Here is a 24,065-nt window from a genome sequence, read left to right as displayed (position 1 = left end):
CTCGAATCCTTCCGAGGCAGCGTTAGATTTCTTCGACCATCATGGCGAAAGCGGTGGAGAAGCTGACCGAGGCCGAGCTGGCGGCGGCGCTGTTCACCACGATGCGGACAGACGGTTCGCTCTGAACGCCCATCACGCAATTGCCGGCCTGAACACAGGCCATGTCCGTGGAGACCGTCATCACGCCCGCCGAGGTCGCGGCCTGAACCGCGCCGGCGTTCGACGCCGCGCCGCCCACGAAGAGGGCGGCGTCCACGCCGCTGACCGCCTGGCCAACTGGCACAAGCTGTCCGTTCAGCGTGACGCGACCCGCGCTGAGCCCGCCGGCCATGGCGGCGTTCAGGGCTTCGGCTTCCGCCGCACTTGCCGGGTCGAAGACTATGGCGACCGTCCGGTCCGAGCCGGACGCGCCTTCCAGGAAGCTGAGCGCGCGACCAACGACGGCCAGATCACGCTCGGTGGTTTGCGCGGAAGCCGCGCTGCTGAGCAGAACGGCCAGACCGACTGCGCTTAAAATGCGGATCATTCTCATACCCCAACACAAGTATAGTGAACTCGTTCATGGGAGAGATGCCGGTTAAGCCGTGAATGACCTCTTAATCGAGTGTTCCCCTGGCGCGAGAAATACGCATATTCATTATATGTTTCAATTGTTTATAATTATGTTATTTTATTTGTGGAGTTATTGTCGCATTCATCAAGGTCGTGCGGCATGCACTGCACGCGCGATTGAACGCGTTAAGCAATCTGCAGCGAGATTCCCGAGACGCGTCAAAGCGATCGCTCGAGGCTCCTCGATTTCTCGCGCACCGCTTGAAAGTCCGAACACCACATCCCCATCAACGGGTGCGTGTACTGGCCGGATCGCCCGCGCAAGTCCATCTTGCGCCATGACTGTCATCCTCCGCGTCTCATCTCGTGACAGCGCGGCGTCCGTGGCCACGACCGCCAGGGTGGTTTGCGTACGCACGCCCGGATTCAACTTGGCCGCGCCCCAATCCTCGAGATCCGCCAGCCGGCTCACATCCGGGCGACGGCCGCCGAATTCATCCCCCACCTCGAAAGGCCAGGCCCAGTAGACATCGTCCTGGCCGGGCATGGTCACGGAGCCGAAGCAGTTCACAGCGACAAAGGCGGCGACGGTCACCCCGTCCTCCCCGCGCCAGCTGGCCGAACCGACAGCGCCCGGCAGGGTTCCAGCGCTGGCGCCGTATCCGGCCCCATGGCGCCCGATCAGAACCGGGCCGCCCTGTCGCGCATCCTCCAGCGCCGAGAAACCCAGCTCCCGATAGGGCGGCGTGCGCCCCCAGTTCTTGTCCCCGCCATTGGCGAGATCGTAAAGGCACGCCGCCGGCACGATGGGCGAAGCGGGAATGCCCGGCATGTCAAAGAGCGCAAAACCCCCGCCGGCTTCCCCGATCGCCGCCGTGACAGCGTCCGCAGCGGCCAGCCCGTAGACAGAGCCCCCCGAGAGCACCAGCGCGTCAACCGTCTCCACAAGACCGCCCGGATTCATCACGTCGGTCTCGCGCGTGCAGGCGCCGCCGCCCCGGACATCCACCGCCGCCGTAAAGGGCTGGTCGCACAGGATGACGCTCACCCCGGTGTTCGCGCCGTCATGCTCTGCGCGCCCGACCCGCAATCCGGCGATGTCGGTAATATCGTTTCGGCTGGCCGGTCCGCCCATCGCGCTGGCTCCTGTCGTAGCGACGCACGCCAGTGTCGGCGCAAGCATCATGAAAGATCGTCGATCCAAATGCGGCACAGGCTCCCCCAGAGCGCTCAGTTCGCAACCCGTGCATGTTACCCCAGCTTGCCCGGAACCCCGACAAAAAACGACCCCCGCCGGAGGGCTCCGGCGGGGGTCGGGTCTTCACGAACGCCTCAGCTTACCAGGTGTAGCGGATGCGGCCGTAGACATAGCGTCCGGAAAAGCCGAACGGGCTGAAGCCGGAGAACGGGAAGATGTCCGAGAACGTGCCCGCCAGATTCGGGTTCAGCGACGTGGCGTCCGGATACTCGTCGAAGAGATTGTTCGCGCCAAACGACACGGTCAGCCCCTCGACCACGTCTGCGGAGAACTCCGCATCCACGATCGTCTTGGGATCCAGAACCTCATCGCCCGAACCGTCCGCCGCGGAACCCGGGTCCACGGTTTCGCCGAAGCGGGTGGCGCGCAGCACGCCGCCAAAGGCGCCCCGGCTCCAGGTCATGGACGCGATCAGCTTGTCATCAGGCTGACCTTCCTCGAACCGGGCGATCTCGCGGCGTGCGAACAGGGTGACGCCGGGCAGCACTTCCGAGCTCGGCGCCTGGGTCACTTCCGTGTCGTTGCGGTTATAGCCCAAGGTGAAGTCGAAATCGCCGTAACGCTCCGTACCCACGCCATAGGTGGCCACGATATCGATGCCGCGGGTCTCGGTTTCCACGCCATTGATGAAGAAGCGCGCGCTGGTGACGCCATTGATCCCGGCGGCTTGCAGCAGGTTTTCCACCGTCGCGCCCGAGAGGTTCTCGGACAGCACGATCCGGTTGTCGATATCAATGGCGTAGGCGTCCACCGTCAGGCTGAAGGCGCCCTGGGTGAACACGACGCCGCCCGAATAGTTCACCGATTCCTCGGCATCAAGCGGCTCACCGCCCAGAGCGGCCGCAACCGGGCTGTCGGCGGGGAAGGTCCCCACTTCCACCGGCGTCGGCGGCGTGCCGGTGAACACCGTGGAGGTCGAGGTGAAATAGGCCTGTTGCAGCGACGGGGCGCGGAAGCCGTTGGAGATCGCGCCGCGCAGGGCGAGCGACGGGGTCAGCTCATAGCGTGCGGACACCCGGCCGGTCACGGTTTCGCCAAAGTCGGAATAGCTTTCCGCCCGCACCGCGCCGGTCAGCAGCAGTCGGTCGGTGACATCCGCCTCCAGGTCGAGATAGACGCCGATGGAATCGCGATCCTCGTCAATCTCATTGCTCGGCTGGAAGCCCGGGAAGACCTGGCTGCCGCCAGCCTTGGTCGGGTCGCCGGTGATGTAGCTCGCCTCTTCCCCGGCCTGGATCTCATAGCCTTCCAGACGGTATTCGGCGCCGAAGGCGACCGAGAGCGGTCCGGCGAACGCATCGAGATCATACGAGCGCACGAAGTCGAGATTCGCGGTGATCTGGTCATAGATCAGCGCGCCCGCATCAAAGGAGGTCGGGCTGGAAGCGCCCAGCGAGGTGTTGAGCGAGTTCTCGACGCCATAGCCCAGCTCGTTGCGGCCATAGCCCAGGGACGCATCCCAGTCCCAGCCGGCCCACTCCCCGCGCGCGCCGCCGACCGCGGAGAAATCCTCGATATCGGTGGTGATGAGCGGCAGGAAGCCATCAGGATAGATGGCGGGCGTGTTGCGGCTGTCCTGAGCGCGACGGTAGAAGCCGGCCGCCTCGCCTTCGCGGGTCTGATAGCCCGCCCAGCCATAGAGCTCGGTCGTCGCATTGATCGGCAGACCGGCATTGGCGAAGAAGGAGAAGGCTTCCGCCTCGGCGAGACCGAACCGGTGATTGATGCGATCAAAGCTCAGTTCGCGCGGATCCAGTCCGCCGCCGGGCAGGCTGGGATATTGCTGGCGCGAATCCGGGCCGGCGCGGTTGGTGGGCTCGCGATCAAGATACTCCGCCGACAGGGTGAGGAAGCCGTCCCGTCCCAGCGGGAGGCCGACCCAGCCCGACACGTTCAGCGTGTCGCCGTCACTGGCCGAGCGTTCGCCCGTGGTCAGCGGAATATCGGTGGCGTACTGGCCGTAGGTGGCGCTGACCTGACCGCCCTCGCTCGCTTCGCGCAGCTGGACGTCGATGACGCCGGCAATGGCGTCAGAGCCATATTGCGCCGAGGCGCCGTCACGCAGCACCTGCACCGAGCCCACGGCGGAGGTGGGAATGGTGTTCAGATCGACGGCGGCGGAGCCACGTCCGACCGACCCGCCCAGATTGACGAGTGCGGACGAATGGCGGCGGCGGGAGTTCACGAGGACCAGCGTCTGGTCCGGGCCGAGGCCGCGCAGCGTGGCCGGACGCACATGGTCCGTCCCGTCGGTGATGGACGGGCTCGGAAAGTTGAATGAGGGCAGCGTGTAGGCCAGCGCCGCATTCAGTTCCGTGATCCCGGTGTTCTCAAGCGCGCTCACATCAACGACATCGACGGGCGCGGTGGTTTCAAGGGCGGTTCGCCCTTCTGACCGGGTCCCGACGACGACAATGACGTCATCATTGTCTGCTGATTGTGCATAAGCCGTGGCGGCCGTAAGCGCAGCTAAGGAAACGGCTCCAAGAAGTTTCTTCATTGTGTCACACCCCATATGCTGAAAAGACACAAAACCAAGTGCACCCCTCTATGCACGCTCACCCCGGTCATAAAAAAATACCCGTTTTTTCAAGGTTCGGGCGTGAATATGACGCTAGGGTCGGGCAGGACGCTGACGGATGTCGCATCGTGACACAATTAAGAAGCGCTCAACATGGATTTAGATAAACTAACAGCAGAGACCGCTTCTTCCTTGCCGCTCAATGCCTTGCGGACCTTTGAGTGCGTGGCCCGTCACGGAAGCGTGACCCGGGCGGCGGCTGAGTTGGGGGTGACCAGTGGTGCGGTTTCGCAACAGGTCCGATTGCTGGAAGAACTGATCGGGACCAAGCTGACTGTCCGCGCCGGACGCGGACTCGCCCTGACCGCCCAGGGCCGGGCCACAGCCGAAATGGTTCATGACGCCTTCCAGCGCCTGCGCGAAGCCAGCATCAGGCTGAGCGCCCATCAGGATCCCGGCCTGATTCGACTCGGCGCACCGGGCGCCTTCGCCGCGCGGTGGCTGTCTGCGCGCATCAATCGCTTCGAGGCGGACCATCCCGAATACCGCGTCCAGCTGATCACCGATCCGACGCCCGAAAGCCTTCATCGCTTCCAGCTTGATATCGAGATCCGGTTCATGCCCGCCCCGCCCCAGGGCGTGCAGACTCTGGAATTGCTCAGCGAGAGCCTGACCCCGGCGGTCGCGCCCCAATTGCTGCATCCGGACGCCGAACGGGTGAACTGGCGCGCCGCCGTCGAAGCCCTCCCCCTTGTTCATCATGAACGCACGGGGGGCGAACCGGTCGGACCCAGCTGGGCGCAATGGCTCGAGCACCGCGGCGTCAGGCGTCAGGACACGCTGAGCGGGGACCGGTACAATCGTCATGATCATGTGCTGGAGGCCGCCTGTCAGGGGCGCGGGCTGGCGCTGGCGCGCCGCAGTCTCGCCGAACCGGACATCAAGGCCGGACGGCTGGTGTTCTTGATCGGCGCAGGGGTGACCCCACTTGGCTGGGGATATCATCTGCTCTGGCCAGAAGGACGTGCGCTGCACAATGCGGCGCGACGCTTGAAAGACTTCTTGATGGATGAAGCCCGTCCGTTTGAAACTCCCGGCCTCTAACGGCCCAGACGAGAACCGGCCTTTGAAGGCTGTGAAAGGATAGCATGACCCGTATCGCCCTGCTCACCGCCGCCTCCGCCTTCGCCCTTGCGGGCTGCAATGCGCCGTCTGAAACCGAGACGCCCGCCCCGTCTGCGGCGGAGCCGACCGAAACCGCCGCCCCCGTGGGCGGCATGGTCGCGGCGGCCAATCCGGATGCTGTGGAGGCCGGCCTCGCCGCCCTGCGCGCCGGCGGGGACGCCGTGGACGCCGCCATCGCGGTGCAGACCGTGCTCAGCCTTGTGGAGCCGCAAAGCTCCGGCATTGGCGGCGGGGCCTTCATGGTCCACTACGACGCCTCGACCGGCGAAGTGAACGTCTATAACGGCCGCGAACGCGCGCCCATGGGCGCGGACGAAAACCTCTTCATCAATCCCGAGACCGGCCAGCCCTACCCTTATGTGGAAGCCTGGCGTTCGGGCCTGTCCACCGGCGCGCCGGGCGCGGTCGCCATGTTGCACATGGCCCACGCCGATCACGGCCAGCTCGACTGGGCGGACAATTTCAGCTTCGCCATCGAACTCGCCGAGAACGGCTTTGAGGTCGCCCCGCGCCTGAACAGCATTTCCCAGCGCATGGCGGGCTTCACCGACATGGAAGAGACCGGCGTCGCCGCCGGTTACCTGTTCGACGAGACTGGCGAGGCCTGGCCGGTGGGACATGTGCTCACCAATCCAGACTATGCCGACAGCTTGCGCCTGATCGCCGCCGACTGGCGCAATTTCTACGAGGGCGATCTCGCCCGCGCGATCGTCGCCGCCGTCAATGAAGCGCCGCGTCCGGGCTATCTGAGCGAAGAGGACCTCGCCGCTTACGAGCCGGTAAAGGTCAGCGCCCTGTGCTCGCCCTATCGCGACCATCAGATCTGCTCGGCGCCGCCGCCTGCTTCCGGCGGCATCGCCGTCGGCGCGATCCTGGGCATGCTTGAACAGTTCGACATGAGCGCGAACGGTCCGGAAACGGCCGATGGCTGGGCGCTGTTCATCGAGGCCAGCCGCCTCGCCTATGCCGACCGCGACCATTATGTGGGCGATACGGACTTTGTGGATGTGCCGGTCGAAGGGCTTCTCGATCGCGACTATCTCGCCTCGCGCGCCCAGCTGATCAATCCTCAGCAAGCCATCGCAGAGGTCAGCCATGGCACGCCGCCGGGCGCGGAAGACCGCCCCGAAGACGCCACCGATGATCGCCCCGGCACCAGCCATTTCGTGGTGGTGGATGCGGATGGGGATGTGGTCTCCATGACCACCACCGTGGAAAGCCCGTTCGGTTCGGGCCGCATGGTCGGCGGCTTCTTCCTCAACAACCAGCTCACCGACTTCTCATTCGTTGCGCGTGACGAAGAGGGTCGCCTGCTGCCCAACGCCGTGCAGCCGGGCAAGCGCCCGCGCTCGTCCATGTCCCCGACCATCGTTCTGGACGCCAATGGGGATTTCGAGCTGGCTACCGGTTCGCCGGGCGGCAATTCGATCATCGCCTACACCGCCAAATCCCTGGTCGGCATGCTCGACTGGGGGCTGAGCCCGGAAGACGCCGCGGCCCTGCCCAATGTGGTCGCGCGGGGCGACACGGTGAATATCGAGGAAGGCTTTGATGAAGCCATCATGGCCGAACTGCGCGATCGCGGCTTCACCATCCAGGGCGGACGCGGTGAAAACTCCGGCATCCATATCGTGCGCGAGCTGGAAGACGGTACGCTAATCGGCGCGGCGGACCCGCGCCGGGACGGCACCGCCGCCCGGCCCTAGCCTTGATACGAACTCCAATGACAAGGGCCGCGCACTGCGCGGCCCTTTTTGCATCTAGCGCCCGGCGGACAGGCGTTTTTCAAGCCGGGTCGAGAACCAGTCGACAATGGCCTTCCACAGCGCGTCCTTGAGGACCGCGCCCTCGACGGAGTGTTCGAGATTGGGGTTGTCATTGATCTCCATGACCATGACCCCCGCCTCGGTTTCCTTAAGATCCACCCCGTACAGCCCATCTCCGATCAGGCGCGCGGCGCGCACGGCGGTCTCCACCACCTCCTGCGGCGCGTCCTCGATGGCGAGGGTGGAGGTGCGTCCGGCGGTCATCTTGCCGTTCTCGCCATGCTTGACGATCTGCCAGTGGCCTTTCGCCATGCCATAACGGCAGGCGAACAGCGGCTTGCCGCCCAGAACGCCAATGCGCCAATCGAAGGTGGTGGGCACGAAGCCCTGCGCGATCAGAAGCGCGGTTTCGGCAAAGAGGCGCTTGGCCCCCGCTTCGAGCTCTTCCAGCGTCTGCGCCTTGACCATGTCGAGCCCGAACGAGCCGTCCGGCGTCTTCAGGATCACCGGCGCGCCCAGACGCTCGAACACCTTCTTGAGGTCGGACTTCTTGTCGATCACCTCGGTGGGCGGGATCGGCACATGGGCCTTTTCCAGCAATTCCTTCAGATAAACCTTATTGGTGCAGCGGATCATCGAGACCGGGTCGTCAATCACCGGCATGCCTTCCTGATCGGCGCGGCGGGCGAAGCGGTAGGTGATATTGTCGATCGAGGTCGTCGCCCGGATGAAGAGCGCGTCAAATTCAGCCAGGCTCGGCAGGTCATTGGTGTCGAGCACTTCCACATCCACGCCCATCTTGCCCGCCACATCGATGAGGCGGTTGATGTCGGACGGTTGCGAGGGCGGGGTGTGCTCATTGGGATCGACCAGCACCGCCAGCGACCATTTGGCGTGCGCCTTGGCCTTCGGATTGCGCACGGTCGTGCGGGTATAGCTCGCCAGCGCCTGCAAGAAGAAGGCGCGCTGATCCGCGCTCATCCTGTTCAGCGGCACCGGCCGGATGCGCGTGATGCGCGGGGTGCGCTCCAGACTGATCTCCAGCTCCAGCGCGGGCGTGCGAAACCAGTCGCTGACCTCGCGCGCCAGCCGCTCGTAGCCGGCCTGCGGCGTCTTGGAGAAGGCGATGAACACCTCTTCCACGGGCGCGACGCCCTTGGCCAGCGTGTCCGCCAGCCGGGCGTTCAAATCCGGCAGGGCGTGCGCGTAGAGGTCCTTGCGCGACAGCTCGACCATGGTCTGAACCGTCGGACTGACCCGGTGACCGCGCGCCTCGGCCAGCAGCGCCGCGTAATAGCCTGCGCCCTGATAGGCATAGGAGCGCGCCAGATTGAGCACATAGGGGCGCCGTCCGGCGAACAGGGTCGGGTTCGCCAGATAGTCTGACACCCGCATCACCTTGTGCGGGGTTTCGGTCTGTTTGAGGTCGGAATCGCTTTCGACCAGAATCAGCCAGTCCGTCATTTTTCCAAAGTCTCCGCAGGTCCCTGAGGGACCGCTCTGTCCATGATCAAGGCAGACGTACCGTCTGCATAATGTTCGGGTTTGACGCCGCGTTCCACAAAACCGCACTTGCGATAAAGGGCGCGGGCCGGGTCGTTGTCGGGCCGGACCTCAAGGCTCACTCGTGAGCAGCCTGCCCGGGCCGCATAGTTGATGGCCGCCTCCACGAGATGGCGGCCTGCTCCACGGCCCTGTGCGGTTTCATCCACGGCGAGAGAGTAGATTCGCGCGGTCTGCCCGCCCTTCCGGATAAGCACGACCACAGCGCCCAAGGCCCCGTCAGCAGATTCCGCGATCTGGACGCAGCCTTCGCGCGACAGGAAACGCCGCCAGCTGCGCATGGAAATCTGGTCTCCCGGGGGAAACCGGGTCTCCAGATGCATCAGGAACAGAATGTCCGAAATCGTCGCCGGGCGAATGCTGACGCCATGCGTCATGGAAGCGAGAGCTCCACAGGCTGACAGTCCGCCCCGCGCGCCCTCGCGCGGGGTCCGTCATCGCTGCGGTCAATACGCCCGAAGGGCGACGCCTGCAACCGGAAACAAGGGCAGACCCTGGTTTGTAACAATTTGTTTTCAGTTGCGACAAAACTCCACTTGCCGAAAACAGAATTCAATCGCCATCTATTGCGTGCGGCGCGTATCGCGTCGCGACGCCCCAGCATTCGCCGGCGCCTATCTTGTTATGGAGAGTGTGCGCGATGCGCACGCAGTATCAGTCCTCAATCGCCAGCTCGGCCCGTTCGGCCATGTTTGGTGGTGAAGCCGCCTCTCTTTACAGACCCAGCAGCTCCGATGCTCACCTTCATCCCGGCGCGGACAAACCGCGTCCCAACAAGGTTCGCGCACGCGATCTGTGGGCCATGCTGTCCGCCGTCGGCCGGTAGGCCGGGCGGACATTTCCGGGCGGTCCTCAAGCCGCCCGGCTTCACACTCCATCAGCATCAGGATCTACGGCCATGGCCGGATTGAAGAAGACGGGCCCCGCCCAGAAAGCCAAGAAACGGCGCGCCAATGCGCCCTGGACACCCAGCTATCCCTTTGAGACGAGTGATCGCGCCTCGCGCTTTCATCCCCATCGCTGGGACAATGACAACCATCGCTATGATGGAGAGTACGAGGAGCGCTAGGCGCTGATCCGGGCTTGAAGGCCGGGCCGGACGAGGACGCCTCGTCCGGTCAGCGCTCCTGGTAGCGCAGACGGACCTCAAAGACTGCGCCCGCGTCTGAACTCGACTGCAGCCGCACATCGCCGCCCATCACCCGCGCCAGTTCGCGAACAATGGACAGGCCCAGCCCCGACCCGCCTCTGGATCCCGTCCGTCCGAAAGGCTCGAACAGGGTTTCGGCAATGCGCGCCGGCACGCCCGGCCCCGTATCGCAGACCTCGACGCAGACGCTCTCACCGGACCCCATCAGACGGGCGCGCACATGGATCAGCGGCGTTGGCGTCTTCTCCATGGCCTGTAGCGCATTGCGGAACAGGTTCAGGAAAATGCGGTGCAGATGGTCCGGGTCCGCCTCGACGAGCAATCCCTCATCCACCTCGTTGCGCCAGTCCGCAGCGCCAGTAGCCGCAAAGGCGTCCCCCGCCGCATCATCAAGCGCGGCGCGCAGATTGACCGGCTGCAGCTCGGGCGGACGCTCTTCGGATCGGCCATATTGCAGCGTGTCCTCACACAGGCGGATGCCGCGATCGACCGCGCGCACCAGGCGCGCCCCCATGGCCGCCACCCGCTCATCCGCGTTCGACGACAGGCGATCGGAGATCAGCTGGGCGCTGGTCAGCACATTGCGAAGATCATGATTGATGCGCGCCACCGCCCCGCCCAGCGCCGCCAGACGTTCGCGCTGGCGGAAGGCCGTGCGCACTTCGTCCTGCATGGCCGCGAGCGCGCTTTCCGCCTCCCCGATCTCGTCCGACCGGCGCGACAGCGCCACGGTGCAGGCGGGATTGCCGGGGTCCTGCTGGAACTGGGTCATGGCCTGGGCCAGCTTGCGCATGGGGCGGACGAACATGAACATCAGGCACAGATAGATCAGCCCGCCCGTCATCACCGCGATGAAAATGGACAGCCACAGCACCCGGCCCGAATAGGCGTAAAGGTCTCGCTTCAGACCGGCTTCAGGCACCACCACGCTGATCAGCCCCGCCTCGCCCGCCATGGGTTCATCGATGATCAGCAGATACCGCCCCTCCGGGGCCAGGAACACGCCAATGGTGTTGAAGATGCGCTCGAAGAGATTCTCTTCGGCCAGCATCACCTCAACCACGGGGGCCGCGCCGATCCCGCCCGGTTGCGCCAGCAATGGCACGTTCATGCCGTCATAGACCCGGCCCACGATCACGGCGTCGGCGCTGGAGAGAAGATTGGCGATCATCTCGTCGCCCAGCCCCATCTCGTCCGCCGTCTCCACGGCGAGCGAGGCGAGATAGGCGTCGTCGGTCCGCTCGGTGAGCCAGTCCGAGCGGTAATTGGCCGCGGAAGGGAAGAAGATCAGGATCTCGGCCAGAAGCACAAAGCCGATGGACAGGCCCAGGAGCTTGCCCGGCATGGACACCAGCGCCTTGCGAACCGCCTGCATCGCCCCCAGGGGCGCTGCGCGGCGTTCGGCGCGTGTCTGGATGTCGGCCCTGATTTCCACTCCGCCTCCCCAGCCGGACTTAGGCTCTAGTGAAACGCGCTCAGGATCCGGGCGAGCAGTTTCGCCATGGATCCGAACACCACCGGTTCATAGTAGGACCCCGCCGCGCGCTTGAAGATCTCGCCGCGCGTCGGATAGGGCGCAACCGGGCTTGTGAGGTCGCGGACGGTTCCGCCCCTGGCCATCACCGCGCCCGCGATCTGGATGAGGTCATCGGCGCGAGTGCCGGCCGCATGTGCGCCCAGCACCTTGCCGCCCTTGCCCAGAACCAGCTTCACGCCGCCGCGCACATCATGCTCGGCGATCGCGCGGTCATTGTCGTCAAAGCCCCAGCTTGCTGTCTTCACCGTGTCGCCATGCTCGGCGCGGGCCTGGCTTTCGGTCAGGCCGATCTGGGCGATGGGCGGATCGGTGTAGACCGCCGCCGGAATGGGCTGGGAGGACTGAGCCGTGCTGAGCCCGTAATAGAGATTGCGCAGGATGACGCTGCCATGCCAGCCCGCCAGATGGGTCAGCCCGCCCTTGCCGGCGATATCGCCCGCCGCCAGGACGCGCTTGTTGGACGTCCGCAAACGGTCATCGCAGACAATGCCCCGCGCGTCGGTTTCAACGCCCGCCGCTTCAAGCTCCAGACCGTCGAGCACCGGCTTGCGGCCCGTCGCCACCAGCAGATGGCTGCCCGTGACCTGTTCGCCATCAGACAGGGTGAGCGTGATCCCCGCATCGCCAGACTGAACGCGCGCCGCGCTCTTGCCCGTATGCAGGGTGACGCCGTCCGCCATCAGCTGGTCGATGACAAGCCCCGCATGCTCGGGTTCGAACCGCGCCAGCGGCTCGCCTGCTTCGATGATCGTGACTTCTGAGCCCAGCCGGCGGAAGGCCTGTCCCAGCTCCATGCCGATCGGGCCTGCGCCCATGACGATCAGATGCTCGGGCAGGGTTTCCAGCGACCAGATGGTTTCATTGGTCAGATACGGCGCCTCGGCCAGCCCCTCGACCGGCGGAATGAAGGCGCGCGTGCCGGTGGCGACAACGATGCGCTTGGCCTTCACCTCGATGCTGTCGGACGCGACCGTGTCCTCGCTGACGAAGTGGGCGTATTCACGCACAACCCGGACGCCGAAGCCCTCAAACCGCTCCTGGCTGTCATTGGGTTCGATGGTGGTGATGGCGGACTGGATTGTCTCGCGCACCTTCGCGAAGTCCACGCTCGGCTCGCCCACGCGGACGCCATATTTCCCCGCCTCTCGGATGGCGTGGACCTTGTGCGCGGCGGTCAGGATCGCTTTCGACGGCACGCAGCCATAGTTCAGGCAATCCCCGCCCATCTCGCCGGCTTCGAACAGGACCACCTTGCGGCCCAGCTGCGCTGCGCCTGAAGCGGTCACAAGACCCGCCGCGCCTGCGCCAATGATGGCGAGATCGGCCTTGATGCGTTCGCGGCTCATGCGGCCTCTCCCTTGTCCTTGCGCACCCGGCGCAGAACCATCGGCAGCAGCGCCAGCACGGCGAAGGCGACCATGGCGAAGATCAGTTCCGGCGTCAGAAGCGCGCCAAAACTCGGCACGCCCTCGGCCGCGGCGCGTTTGATGGTCGCGCCGACGGTCGCATACACATAGGCGCCCGGAATGACCCCCACCAGCGTGCCCAGCGCATAGGCGCGCACCGGCACATTCAGAAGCGCCGTCGCGATATTGATGCCGAAGAAGGGCAGCACCGGGATCAGGCGCAGGATGACGATGTAGGTGAAGGCGTCCCGCGAGAAGCCGTCCTGCAGCTTCTGCACATAGCCGGGGAATTTCTGGCGCACCCAGTCCGCAAAGGCGTAGCGCGCCGCAAGGAAGATGATGGTCGCGCCGGTGGTCGAACCGATCACCGCGACCCCTGTGCCCAGATACGCGCCGAACAGGAAGCCCGAGCCAATGGTGAACCACAAAGCGCCCGGCACGGAAATCGCCACGGCGAGCGCATAGAAGACAGTGTAGGCGAGGAGCGCCAGCAGGAGATTGTCCTGCACCCAGCCGTCCATGTCACGCAGCAGGGCCTGGGCGCGGTCGGCGTCGAGATATTGCTGCCCGCCCAGCGCGAAGAAGGCGGCAAGACCGGCGACGAGGATCACCAGTGGCGCCAGGCGGCGCCAGAGCGGCTTGGAGGGCGCGGTCTCTGGCGCGTCTTCAGACAGGTTCGGTTCGGCGTCCATCCGGATACCCCTTCAGCATTCGTGTGACTGTTGTGACCGGATATAGACCGCGCCGTCGAGTAGGGGAAAACCACATCCCGCTGCGCCATCTTCACCATGGCGTGAAACTTTATTTCAAAATCACGGATTTATCGCCTGCCTAGGTAGTTTCCCGTGCGGACATGACCCGATATCGCATCGCGACTGGAGCGGGCAGTCACAGCGCGACGGGCGTCTTGCGCCCTGTGACCAAGGACGCCCCACCATGCCCGAAGCAGACATCACCCTGTACACCGCCGCCACGATGAATGGCTGGAAACCGCTGATCTTTCTGGAAGAGAGCGGACTGAACTATTCGCTCGAACCCATCGATTTCTCGGCCCGCACCCACAAGACGCCTGCGTTTCTGGCGCTCAACCCCAATGGCAAGATTCCCGTGCTGGTCGATCACGCCGCCGCAGACTTCGTCGTCTTCGAATCGGGCGCCATGCTGTGGTATCTGGCCGAAAAATCCGGTCTGTTCCTGTCTGACGATCCCAAGCTCCGTTCTGAAACCCTGCAATGGCTTATGCTGCAGATGGGCGGGGTAGGCCCGATGATGGGCCAGACCATGTTCTTTCGCCGCTTCGCGCCGCATCAGGAGGAGGCCAGCGAGAGCGCCCTCAAGCGCTTCACCACCGAATCCCGGCGTCTGTTTGAAGTCCTGAACACGCGCCTGCACGGTCGCGACTGGCTGGCGGGCGAGGCGTATTCGATCGCCGACATGGCTATGTTTCCCTGGGTGCGCTGCCATTCCTGGGCTGGGGTCTCGATTGACGGTCTCGACGCCCTTGCGGCGTGGATCGCGCGCATTGATGCGCGCCCTGCGGTCCGGCGCGCACTGCAGCTGCCCGCCCCGGCGCCGCGTTTTCTGGCGGAATATGATCGCTAGCCATGCTATAAGCTCTGCGAACAGCCGCAATCGGAGGCGGTGGGGCGCTTGACTCATGCGCTCACCTCCCGTATCCACCGCGGCTCGAATTTTGAGCCGCCGGGAGACCGGCCGCTGATCCCCATGGGAGCCGAACCGTGAAACGTACATTCCAGCCGTCCAAACTGGTCCGCAAGCGCCGCCACGGTTTCCGTGCCCGCGCCGCCACCAAAGCCGGTCGTCAGGTTCTGGCGCGTCGCCGCGCCAAGGGCCGTAAGCGCCTGTCCGCCTAATTCAGGCGCCAGACGACACGACGATGTATCCAGATCGCGCCGCACGGATCACCGAGCGGCGCGATTTTTTACGCGCGCGAGAAGCGCCGCGTTCCGCCAAACCCTCCGTGGTCATTCAGATGCTTGTCCGCAAGGATGATCGCGACGGCCCGACCCGGGCCGGGTTTACGGCGACCAAGAAAATCGGCAATGCCGTGGCGCGCAATCGCGCCAAGCGTCGATTGCGCGCAGCCGCCCGCCTGTTGCTGCCCCTCCACGGACAGCCCGGAACCGACTATGTGTTCATTGCGCGCGCTCAAACTGCGGCCCGATCCTGGCCGGCCTTGCTTGACGATGTGAAAGCCGCGTTGATAAGCCTCGCGCGGCGTGAACGCGGACCGACGGGCGGTTCGCGCGATCATACGCCCTCAAAACCGTAAGGGACCGTTCCTCCCATGGGTGAGAACCGCAATTTCCTGCTCGCGGCCGTCATAGCGATCGGCATTCTGTTCTTCTATCAGGCCTTCATCCTCGACCCGATGGCGCGAGACCGTGAAGCGGCTGAGCAGGCGACGGCAGAAACCCAGGTCCAGGAGACGGGCGACGACGCGCCCCAGGCCACCGACTCCGGCTTCGCCGCCGGGCTGGGCGAGAACGGCATGAGCCGTGAAGACGCCCTCGCCCGCTCCCAGCGCATCGAGATCCGCACCGAGGCCCTGTCTGGCTCGCTGTCGCTGACCGGCGCACGGATCGATGACCTGCAGCTGCTGCGCTACGAGACCGAAGTGGATTCCGGCGTGCCGGTGACCCTGATGAGCCCTGAAGGTTTTGACGGCTATCAGTTCGCCGCCAGCGGCTGGCTGGGCGGCGCCAATGCGCCCCAGGGCCTGCCGGGGCTGAGCACGAACTGGACGCTGGTCGAGGGCGATGTGCTGACCGAAACCACGCCGGTGGTGCTGGAGCACGCCGCGGGCGACCTGACCTTCCGCCGGACGATCTCGGTGGACGAGAACTATCTCTTCACCGTCAACGACACCGTCATCAATAATGGCTCGGCGGCCGTCTCCCTTCGCCCCTATGCGCTGGTGCGCCAGCATGGCGTCCCGGCCGACCTGCAGAATTTCTTCGTGCTCCATGAAGGCGCGGTCGGCGTCATCGACGGCACCCATTTCGATCGCAAGTTCAAGAAATGGGAAGATGAAGGCCTGATCGAGCGCAACGGCCCCGGCGGCTGGATGGGCATCACCTCCAAGTACTGGCTCGCCGCCGTCGCGCCCGAAGGCCAGCCCAATGTGCGCGCCCAGTTCCGCGTCGTGTCGCGTCCCGACCGTCCGGTCTTTGAGTCCAACTATCTCAGCGACGCCGAAACCCTCGCGCCGGGCGCCACGCTCGAATCCACGAGCTATGTCTTCGCCGGCGCCAAGAAACAGCCGATCCTGGCCGCCTATGAAAACGATCTGGGCATTGACCGCCTGACCATGGCGATCGACTGGGGCATGTTCTGGTTCCTGACCCGGCCCTTCTTCGCGGCGCTGCACTTCTTCTACGGCGTGCTGGGCAATTACGGCCTCGCCATCATGGTCGTGACGCTTCTGATCAAGCTGGTGCTGTTCCCGCTGAACAACCGCGCCTTCGCCTCCATGGCCAAGATGCGCTCGGCCGCGCCGAAAATGACCGAGATCCGCGAGCGCTACAAAGATGATCCGCAAGCCCAGCAGAAGGCGATGATGGAGCTCTATCGCAAGGAGCGCATCAACCCGGTGGCGGGCTGTCTGCCCATGCTGCCGCAGATCCCGATCTTCTTTGCGCTCTACAAGACGGTGTTCATCTCGCTCGATGCGCGCCATGCGCCCTTCTTCGGCTGGATCCAGGACATGTCCGCGCCCGATCCGACCATGATCGGCAATCTGTTCGGCCTGTTGCCCTATGATCCGTCCGGCCTGCCGATTGTCGGCCCGATCCTGGCGATCGGCGTCTGGCCGCTCCTGATGGGCGTGACCATGTGGGCCCAGCAATCGCTGAACCCGCCGCCCGCCGACAAGATCCAGCGCCAGATCTTCGCCTTCATGCCGGTGATCTTCACCATCATCATGGCGCCCTTCCCGGCCGCCCTGATCATCTACTGGTCCTGGAACAACACCCTGACCATCGGTCAGCAATACCTGATCATGCGCCGTCAGGGCGTGGTGACCGAGCTCGACCGCAACTTCTTCAAGCTGCGCTCAAAGCTGACCGGCAAGGCCGTGCCCGCCAAATACCAGGGCGAGGACACCCCGACCGCCACCAATCAGGTGATTGAGGGCAAGGTCGAGGAAGCTGTCGGCGACCTGGCCGAGGACGCCAACGCCGATGATGCGGCGACAGACGGGAAGACCCCGACTGACACCGCAACCGAGACCAAGCCCGCGCCGACCGGCCGCCGGGTCAGCTCCAACCCCGCAGCGAAAAAACCGCGCGGCGGCAAGAAGAAATAGGAGGCGGCCCTGACCGAGCCCTCTCCCGAAGCCCAGGCAGAACAGGCGGCCCGTCTCGCGGCGGGCCGCAAGCTGTTCTCGGGCCAGATCGACTTCATGCTGGGCGTGGTGTCCATGGACACCCTGCCCGACACCCATGTGCCGGAAGTGGCCTTCGCCGGCCGTTCGAACGTGGGCAAGTCCTCGCTGATCAACGCCCTGACCGGCCGCAAGCAGCTGGCGCGCGCCTCGACCGAGCCGGGCCGCACGCGGGAGCTGAACTTCTTTGACATGCATGGCCGGCTGCGCATCGTCGACCTGCCCGGCTATGGCTTCGCCAAGGCCCCCAAGGAGGTCGCGGCGCGCTGGACGCGCCTGACGCAGAACTATCTGCGCGGCCGGGTCAATCTCAAGCGGGTCTTCCTGCTGATCGACTCCCGGCACGGCATCAAGCCCTCTGACGAAGCGATCATGAAGGTTCTTGATAGCGCCGCGGTGGTGTACCAGATCGTTCTGACCAAGACCGACAAGCTCAAGCCATCCGAAGCGCAGAAGCGCCTTGAGGAAACCCAGGCGAAAGTCGCCCGGCGGCCCGCCGCCTTCCCGGTGATCTCGGCCACCTCCAGCGCCAAGCGTGACGGGCTGGATGAGCTGCGCGGGGAAATCTCCACCCTGGCCCTGCCGGCCGGGGAATAGCCACCGGGGCCCTGACACGCCCTGCCAAACGGGACTGTCGACATGCTGAACCGGATCCTGATCGCCGCCTTCATCGCCCTGGGCTTCAGCGGTGCGGCCCAGGCCGGTCAGGTGTGCAACGAGACCAGCTTCATGGTCGAAGCCGCCAAGGCCTGGCGCACGCCCACCGGGCTCGCCGTGGAGGGCTGGGCGCGGATCGCGCCGGGCGGCTGCGCCGAGATCGGCCCGTCCACCAGCTCTGATCAATATCTCTACGCCCGCACCACCCGCGCCTATCTGGGCGGGGTGCGCGAATGGCGCGGCAGCCTGGATATCTGCGTGGACGAGACCGACTTCGCCTTTGAAGGCGTGGCGGACTGCGAAACCCTGGGCCTTGAGACCCGCAAGTTCCGCCAGCTGACCGACGCCGAACGCGATCACGCGGTCTTGGTCGAGGTCGCCGATTTCGGCGATCGGGCCGAGGAGGCCGGGCTGCAACGCCTGCTGCAATCGGCGGGCTATGACATCAATGTCATCGACGGCTATGCCGGGCGGCGCACCCGCCGCCAGGTCGCCGCCTTCGAAGAGGACCAGGGCCGCAGTTTCGGCGCGGACCGCGCCGCTCTGATCGAGGCGCTGCATGAACGCGCCCTGGCGCGCAATACCGGGCTGGGGCTGCAGGTCTGTAATGACGCCAACCTGCCCATGGGCGTCGCCGTCGCACGCGCCGCCGGGGATGGATATGAAACCCGCGGCTGGTGGCGCATTGCGCCGGGCGGCTGCGCGCAGACGCTCTCCGCCCAGCTCACAAGCAATGAAACCTATGTCTACGCGCAGCTGATCGACGCGGACGCCCTGCGCCCGCTGGCGGGCGGAACCGAGGCTTTCTGCATCACCCCGGCGCGCTTTACGAGCCAGACCCGGAGCGAATGCACCAATTCTGGCTTCCAGCCCGCCCTGTTCCGCGCTGCGCCCGCCCCCGAAGACGGCGGCAGCGTGATGCGGCTCGACCTGAATGACTTTGAGGAACCGCTTCCGTGACCCGAACCCCTGACCTGCATCATGTGGACACCTGGGTGTTCGATCTCGATGAGACGCTCTACCCCGCCGACGCCGCCGTGATGAGCCAGGTCATCGACAAGATGACCGACTGGGTCCAGCGCGAATTCTCCCTCACCCGGGAGGAAGCGCACGCCATGCAGCAGCATTACTACACGACCTACGGCACCACGCTGAACGGATTGCTGGCGAACAATCAGGTGCGGGATCTGGCGAGCTTTCTCGATTTCGTCCATGACGTCGATCATTCGGTGATCACGCCTGATCCTGAACTCGCCGCGCATGTCAAAGCGCTGGACGGCCGACGCATCGTCTACACCAATGGTTCGCGCAAGCACGCAGAGAAGGTGATCGACCGTCTCGGATTGAACGGGCTGTTTGAAGACCTCTATGACATCGAGGCCGCCGCCTTCACGCCCAAGCCGCACCGAGAGGGCTTTGACCGCTTTACCGGCCATTTCTCGATCACGCCGCCGAGCACGGTGATGTTCGAGGATTCGGTCAAGAACCTGCAGACCGCCCATGATGTGGGCTTCACCACCGTGCTGGTGCATCCGCCCGTTGAAGCGCTTGCGGATGGCGCTCGCCCCGAACCCTTGGTACATCCTCCCCACATCCATTACGCCGTGGACTGCCTGCGCACCTTCCTGGGCGACTGGCACGCCGCCGCCGAGAACAAGAAGAAGACGACGCCATGAACCGTGATGCTCTCAAATCCGTCATCGACGCCGCCTGGGACGACCGCGACCAGCTCACCACCCAGACCCAGGGGGATGTCCGCGATGCGGTGAACGCCGCGCTCAACCTGCTCGACAGCGGCGAAGCCCGTGTCGCCAGTCGGGACGAGTCTGGCCAGTGGGTCGTTCATGAATGGCTGAAGAAAGCGGTTCTGCTGTCCTTCCGTCTGAACCCGAACCGCATCATTCCCGGCGGCGCCGATCATGGCCCGTGGTGGGACAAGGTCGCGTCAAAGTTCGAAGGCTGGGACGCGGCGGAATTCCAGGAAGCGGGTTTCCGCGCCGTGCCGCCCGCCGCCGTGCGCCGGGGCGCCTTCATCGGCAAGGGCGTGGTGCTGATGCCGTCCTACGTCAATATCGGCGCCTATGTGGATGAGGGCACGATGGTGGACACCTGGGCCACCGTCGGCTCCTGCGCGCAGATCGGCAAGAACGTGCACATTTCCGGCGGCGCCGGGATTGGCGGCGTGCTCGAGCCGCTTCAGGCCAATCCGGTGATCATCGAGGACAATTGCTTCATCGGCGCCCGCGCCGAGGTCGCCGAAGGCGTGATCGTGCGCGAGGGCGCGGTCCTGGCCATGGGCGTTTACCTGAGCGGCTCCACCAAGATCGTCGATCGTGAGACCGGCGAGATCTTCCGCGGCGAGGTGCCGCCCTACGCCGTTGTGGTGCCGGGCAATCTGCCGGGCGAAGCGGGCAAGCCGGGGCTCTATTGCGCCGTCATCGTCAAGCGCGTCGACGCCCAGACCCGCGCCAAGACCTCCATCAACGCCCTGCTGCGCGACTAGAATGGACAGACGATAGTCAGGCATGGCGCCCGTGGCGAAAACGCCCTAAATCTGCGTCATGCTTGATCTGTCCGCCCTCACCGACCCGATCCCCCTCGCCCGCCGCCTGATCCAGGCGCCGTCAGTCACGCCCGCCGACGCCGGCGCGCTTGATGTGCTGTCCGAAGCGCTGGAAACGCTGGGATTTGAATGCACGCGCTTCAAGTTCGAAGAGGTGGACAATCTCTATGCCCGGCTGGGCCAGACGGCTCCGGTCTTCTGCTTCGCCGGCCATACCGATGTGGTCCCGCCCGGCGATGAAGCGGCCTGGAGCCGCGGTCCGTTCGAGGCCGAGATCGCCGATGACGTCCTGTGGGGGCGCGGCGCGTCGGACATGAAAGGCGCCATCGCCGCCATGGTCGCCGGCGTCGCCCGACTGCTTCAGTCTCAGGGGCGGCCGGCCGGATCCATCGCCTTCCTGATCACCGGCGATGAGGAAGGCCCCGCCGTGAACGGCACGAAGAAGCTGCTCAAGGCTGTGGCGGAGAAGGGCGAGCGTTTTGACCACTGCCTGGTGGGCGAACCCACCAACCCGCACCATCTGGGCGACACCATCAAGGTGGGCCGCCGCGGCTCGCTCAACGGCGTCGTCACCGTCACGGGCCAGCAGGGTCATGTGGCCTATCCGGAAAAGGCCGAGAACCCGATCCCGGTGCTGATCGACTTTCTCAACCGGATCACATTGCGGACGCTGGACGAGGGCGCGCCGCACTTCCAGCCCTCCAATCTCGAGGTGACGACGATCGATGTGGGCAATGCCCCCCATAACGTTATCCCGGCGAAAGCGACGGCGAAGTTCAACATCCGCTTCAACACCGCCCAGACCGGAGACGGACTGAAGACCTGGCTGCGCGAACAGGCCGTCGCCGCGGAACAGGGGTTTTTCGGCGATATCGATCTTGATCTGACCGTCACCGGCGACGCCTTCCTGACTGAGACCGGCCCCTTCACCGATCTGCTGCGCGCCGCGGTCAGGGACCAGACCGGCCATGATCCGGCGCTGACCACGGGCGGCGGCACCTCGGACGCGCGCTTCATCAAGGATTATTGCCCGGTCGCGGAATTCGGCCTCGTGGGCGAGACCATGCATCAAGTGGATGAGCGCGTGCCGGTCAGCGATGTGACCCGTCTCGCCGCCATCTATGCCGACGTGCTGCAGAGGTATTTCAAGACTTTCGCATCATGAGACAGGCTATCAGAGACATGCGGTCCGGCGTTGCGGGCGTCTTTGCGCTGCTGACGTTCAGACCTGACTGGCGCAAGCATTTCGACGTCAGCGCAGAGGGCGTGGCGCGCTCCTTCTCGGGCGTCATCCTGGCCCTGCCCGCCTTCTTCTTCCTGATTGTCGGCGTGAACTATTTCTATGCCGAGAACGCCGCCGCCTACACCGCGGACATGCGCTTCACCCTTGTGGACGCGGTGATCAGCTGGGCGCGATTCTGGCTGCTCTTCCCGGTCGTCGCCGCAGGCGTGGTGATGGTGATGGGTCTCAAGGACCGCTTCGCCAGCTGGCTGGTGGTGCATAACTGGACCGTCTTCGTGCTGGTCCATGTCCAGGCGCTCTTGCTGGCGCTCTATCCGGCCGGACTGGCCGATCCGGGCGCGATCGGACAGGCGATGACGCTGTACAGCCTGCTGCGCCTGTTCATCCACTGGCGCGTGGCCCAGGGCGCGATGGGACTGCCCCCCATCATGGCGGCGGCGGCGGCCAGCATCCCCCTGATCATCGACCGGCTCATCCTGTCCGTGACCTGACGGGCGCGCCGCGCTAGTTTCCCCCTCAACGACTTCGGGGAGAACCATCATGATCCGTTCAACACTCGCCATGCTTTCGCTGGGCGCCGGCGCTCTGGCGCTGACCGGCTGCTTTGATCCGCAAGCGGTCAATCAGGCCGCCGGCCTGAACGCCGCAGACACCGTCTTCACCGGCGGTCCGATCTATACCGGCGTTGAAAGCCAGCCCACCGCCGAGCTGATTGCGGTGGATGACGGGCGGATCGTCTTTGTCGGCAGCCTGGCCGATGGCCAGTCCTATATGGGCGATGACACGCGCACGGTGGACCTGGATGGCGCAACGCTCTTTCCCGGCTTCACCGACGCCCATGCCCATATCATCGGGGTGGGCGAACGCGAACGCTCTCTGAACCTTGAAGGCACGGCCTCGATCGAGGATCTCAAGGCGCGGGTCGCCGAAGCGGCGGCTGACGACAGCGCCTCGATCATCGCCGGTCGCGGCTGGATCGAGACCCATTGGCCAGAAGGTCGCTTCCCGACCGCTGCGGATCTTGATGAAGTCGAATCGGTGCGGCCGGTGATCCTGGTGCGCGCGGACGGCCATGCCCTCGTCGCCAACACGGCGGCGCTGAACGCCGCGCAGATCACCGCTTCAACCCCCGACCCCGAAGGCGGCGCCATCCTGAAGGATGAAACCGGCCAGCCCAACGGCATGATCATCGACGCCGCCATGGCCCCCTTCGCGGCGCTGGCGGGCGAGCCCACGGGCGAGGAGCGCGAGACGCTCTACCGGCTGGGCGCTGAAGTCATGGCGTCCCAGGGCTGGACCAGCGTGCACGATATGAGCGTGCCCTACGCGGATGTGGACATCATGGCGGGCCTTGCCGAGGCCGGCGACCTGCCCATCCGGGTCTCGGTCTACGCCAATCCCGAAGACTATGACGCGGTCGCCAGCCACGCCCCGCGCATGGAGGCGGATGGCCGGGTCATTGCGCGCGGCGTAAAGTTCTACATGGACGGCGCGCTCGGGTCTCGCGGCGCGGCGCTTCTTGAACCCTATGACGATGCGCCGGACACCACCGGCCTGTTCCTGTCCGAGGAAGAGCGCGCCGAAGCGATGATGCAGCGCGCCCTGGAGGACGGCGTGCAGCTCGCCATTCACGCCATCGGCGATGCGGGCAACCGCAATGTGCTCGACTGGATGCAGGACAGCCTTGAAGCCGTCCCCGCCGCCGAGCGCGCCGTCGCCGAGCCGCGCTGGCGCGTGGAGCACGCCCAGATCCTGCATCCCAACGACATTCCGCGCTTTGGGGACATGGACGTCATCGCCTCCATGCAGCCCAGCCACGCCATTGGCGATCTGCACTTCGCCGCCAGCCGCATCGGCCTGCATCGTCTTGAGGGCGCCTATGCCTGGCGGTCGCTCATCGACAGCGGAGCCATCATTGCAGGCGGGTCTGACGCGCCTGTAGAGCGCGGCGAGGCGCGGATCGAGTTCTACGCCGCCGCCGTGCGCCGCGACCTCAATGGCTTCGCCGATGAGCACTGGCATCTGGAACAGGCGCTGGATCGGGAGACCGCGCTCAAGCTCTTCACCATCTGGCCCGCTTACGCCACCTTCCGCGAGGATGATCTGGGCACGATCGAGGTGGGCAAGCTGGCGGACTTCTCCGTCTTTGACCGTGATCTCATGACCGTGCCGGACGCCGAACTGGCCGAGGCCCGTCCGGTCATGACCGTGGTCGAGGGCGAGGTGGTCTGGCGCGCGGAACAGCGCTGAGCCGCCGCA

Annotated in this window: 23 protein-coding genes; 15 read left to right on the top strand and 8 right to left on the bottom strand. The window is 65.3% G+C overall.

Annotated features, from left to right (window positions below; all coding sequences use genetic code 11):
• Positions 1–22: 22 nt before the first annotated feature.
• The 3 genes from OA2633_RS12735 to OA2633_RS12725 form a co-directional block, all read right to left on the bottom strand.
• The gene (locus OA2633_RS12735) at positions 23–526 is read right to left on the bottom strand and encodes a hypothetical protein (protein ID WP_009802974.1); all 504 of its coding nucleotides are present in this window, start codon (positions 524–526) and stop codon (positions 23–25) included.
• A 171-nt stretch (positions 527–697) separates the two neighbouring features.
• Positions 698–1,738, bottom strand: a complete 1,041-nt coding sequence (locus OA2633_RS12730) for a P1 family peptidase (protein WP_241760710.1) — start codon at positions 1,736–1,738, stop codon at positions 698–700.
• A gap of 151 nt (positions 1,739–1,889) precedes the next feature.
• On the bottom strand, positions 1,890–4,310 hold the full coding sequence (locus OA2633_RS12725; protein ID WP_009802972.1) for a TonB-dependent siderophore receptor: 2,421 nt from the start codon (positions 4,308–4,310) through the stop codon (positions 1,890–1,892).
• 174 nt (positions 4,311–4,484) lie between these two features.
• Here OA2633_RS12725 and OA2633_RS12720 point away from each other — a divergent pair, with 174 nt between their 5' ends.
• Positions 4,485–5,435, top strand: coding sequence for a LysR substrate-binding domain-containing protein (locus OA2633_RS12720; protein ID WP_083783276.1), 951 nt, complete (start codon positions 4,485–4,487; stop codon positions 5,433–5,435).
• A 44-nt stretch (positions 5,436–5,479) separates the two neighbouring features.
• Positions 5,480–7,222 (top strand): gamma-glutamyltransferase, encoded by a 1,743-nt coding sequence (gene ggt / locus OA2633_RS12715; protein WP_009802970.1) that lies wholly within the window; start codon positions 5,480–5,482, stop codon positions 7,220–7,222.
• 54 nt (positions 7,223–7,276) lie between these two features.
• On the opposite strand, the gene OA2633_RS12710 is transcribed toward ggt, so the two are convergent.
• Both OA2633_RS12710 and OA2633_RS12705 read right to left on the bottom strand, forming a co-directional pair.
• On the bottom strand, positions 7,277–8,746 hold the full coding sequence (locus OA2633_RS12710) for a RimK family protein (protein ID WP_009802969.1): 1,470 nt from the start codon (positions 8,744–8,746) through the stop codon (positions 7,277–7,279).
• Positions 8,743–9,222 carry an N-acetyltransferase gene (locus OA2633_RS12705; protein WP_009802968.1) on the bottom strand — a complete coding sequence of 160 codons (480 nt, stop codon included), beginning with the start codon at positions 9,220–9,222 and terminating at the stop codon, positions 8,743–8,745. The genes OA2633_RS12710 and OA2633_RS12705 overlap by 4 nt, the downstream gene beginning before the upstream one ends.
• A gap of 263 nt (positions 9,223–9,485) precedes the next feature.
• Here OA2633_RS12705 and OA2633_RS12700 point away from each other — a divergent pair, with 263 nt between their 5' ends.
• Positions 9,486–9,671 (top strand): hypothetical protein, encoded by a 186-nt coding sequence (locus OA2633_RS12700; RefSeq protein ID WP_009802967.1) that lies wholly within the window; start codon positions 9,486–9,488, stop codon positions 9,669–9,671.
• A gap of 72 nt (positions 9,672–9,743) precedes the next feature.
• Entirely contained in the window at positions 9,744–9,914 is a 171-nt protein-coding gene (locus OA2633_RS16180) for a hypothetical protein (RefSeq protein ID WP_009802966.1), read from the top strand.
• Between the two features lie 49 nt (positions 9,915–9,963).
• On the opposite strand, the gene OA2633_RS12695 is transcribed toward OA2633_RS16180, so the two are convergent.
• The 3 genes from OA2633_RS12695 to OA2633_RS12685 are packed head-to-tail and all read right to left on the bottom strand — an operon-like array spanning position 9,964 to position 13,630.
• On the bottom strand, positions 9,964–11,430 hold the full coding sequence (locus OA2633_RS12695; protein ID WP_009802965.1) for a sensor histidine kinase: 1,467 nt from the start codon (positions 11,428–11,430) through the stop codon (positions 9,964–9,966).
• Between the two features lie 26 nt (positions 11,431–11,456).
• Entirely contained in the window at positions 11,457–12,878 is a 1,422-nt protein-coding gene (locus OA2633_RS12690) for an NAD(P)/FAD-dependent oxidoreductase (RefSeq protein ID WP_009802964.1), read from the bottom strand.
• A complete protein-coding gene (locus OA2633_RS12685) occupies positions 12,875–13,630 on the bottom strand; it encodes a TVP38/TMEM64 family protein (protein WP_009802963.1) in 756 nt (251 codons plus the stop codon). Before OA2633_RS12685 ends, OA2633_RS12690 begins: the two co-directional genes overlap by 4 nt.
• A 244-nt stretch (positions 13,631–13,874) precedes the next feature.
• On the opposite strand from OA2633_RS12685, the gene OA2633_RS12680 reads away from it, so the two are divergent.
• The 11 genes from OA2633_RS12680 to OA2633_RS12630 all read left to right on the top strand — a co-directional run bounded on the left by OA2633_RS12680 (position 13,875) and on the right by OA2633_RS12630 (position 24,056).
• Positions 13,875–14,540 (top strand): glutathione S-transferase family protein, encoded by a 666-nt coding sequence (locus OA2633_RS12680; RefSeq protein ID WP_009802962.1) that lies wholly within the window; start codon positions 13,875–13,877, stop codon positions 14,538–14,540.
• Positions 14,541–14,677: 137 nt separating this feature from the next.
• Positions 14,678–14,812 carry a 50S ribosomal protein L34 gene (rpmH, locus tag OA2633_RS12675; RefSeq protein ID WP_040612710.1) on the top strand — a complete coding sequence of 45 codons (135 nt, stop codon included), beginning with the start codon at positions 14,678–14,680 and terminating at the stop codon, positions 14,810–14,812.
• Positions 14,813–14,835: 23 nt separating this feature from the next.
• The gene (gene rnpA, locus OA2633_RS16745) at positions 14,836–15,231 is read left to right on the top strand and encodes a ribonuclease P protein component (RefSeq protein WP_009802961.1); all 396 of its coding nucleotides are present in this window, start codon (positions 14,836–14,838) and stop codon (positions 15,229–15,231) included.
• 15 nt (positions 15,232–15,246) lie between these two features.
• Positions 15,247–17,265, top strand: coding sequence for a membrane protein insertase YidC (gene yidC, locus OA2633_RS12665; protein ID WP_009802960.1), 2,019 nt, complete (start codon positions 15,247–15,249; stop codon positions 17,263–17,265).
• 96 nt (positions 17,266–17,361) lie between these two features.
• Complete coding sequence (yihA, locus tag OA2633_RS12660; protein WP_009802959.1) at positions 17,362–17,940, top strand: ribosome biogenesis GTP-binding protein YihA/YsxC; 579 nt, start codon at positions 17,362–17,364, stop codon at positions 17,938–17,940.
• Positions 17,941–17,982: 42 nt separating this feature from the next.
• Positions 17,983–18,960 carry a DUF1036 domain-containing protein gene (locus tag OA2633_RS12655; protein ID WP_009802958.1) on the top strand — a complete coding sequence of 326 codons (978 nt, stop codon included), beginning with the start codon at positions 17,983–17,985 and terminating at the stop codon, positions 18,958–18,960.
• Positions 18,957–19,676 carry a pyrimidine 5'-nucleotidase gene (locus tag OA2633_RS12650; RefSeq protein WP_009802957.1) on the top strand — a complete coding sequence of 240 codons (720 nt, stop codon included), beginning with the start codon at positions 18,957–18,959 and terminating at the stop codon, positions 19,674–19,676. The genes OA2633_RS12655 and OA2633_RS12650 overlap by 4 nt, the downstream gene beginning before the upstream one ends.
• Complete coding sequence (dapD, locus tag OA2633_RS12645; protein ID WP_009802956.1) at positions 19,673–20,503, top strand: 2,3,4,5-tetrahydropyridine-2,6-dicarboxylate N-succinyltransferase; 831 nt, start codon at positions 19,673–19,675, stop codon at positions 20,501–20,503. The genes OA2633_RS12650 and dapD overlap by 4 nt, the downstream gene beginning before the upstream one ends.
• A 58-nt stretch (positions 20,504–20,561) precedes the next feature.
• A complete protein-coding gene (gene dapE, locus OA2633_RS12640) occupies positions 20,562–21,728 on the top strand; it encodes a succinyl-diaminopimelate desuccinylase (RefSeq protein ID WP_009802955.1) in 1,167 nt (388 codons plus the stop codon).
• The gene (locus OA2633_RS12635; protein WP_156776251.1) at positions 21,725–22,297 is read left to right on the top strand and encodes a hypothetical protein; all 573 of its coding nucleotides are present in this window, start codon (positions 21,725–21,727) and stop codon (positions 22,295–22,297) included. Before dapE ends, OA2633_RS12635 begins: the two co-directional genes overlap by 4 nt.
• Positions 22,298–22,346: 49 nt before the next feature.
• Positions 22,347–24,056, top strand: coding sequence for an amidohydrolase (locus tag OA2633_RS12630; RefSeq protein ID WP_009802953.1), 1,710 nt, complete (start codon positions 22,347–22,349; stop codon positions 24,054–24,056).
• Positions 24,057–24,065: the final 9 nt, after the last annotated feature.

Origin of the sequence: Oceanicaulis sp. HTCC2633 (assembly GCF_000152745.1) — a bacterium.
In the GTDB taxonomy this organism is placed as follows: Bacteria; Pseudomonadota; Alphaproteobacteria; order Caulobacterales; family Maricaulaceae; genus Oceanicaulis.
Note: the sequence above shows the minus strand (reverse complement) of the source record. Positions and strands in the feature narration are given on the sequence as shown.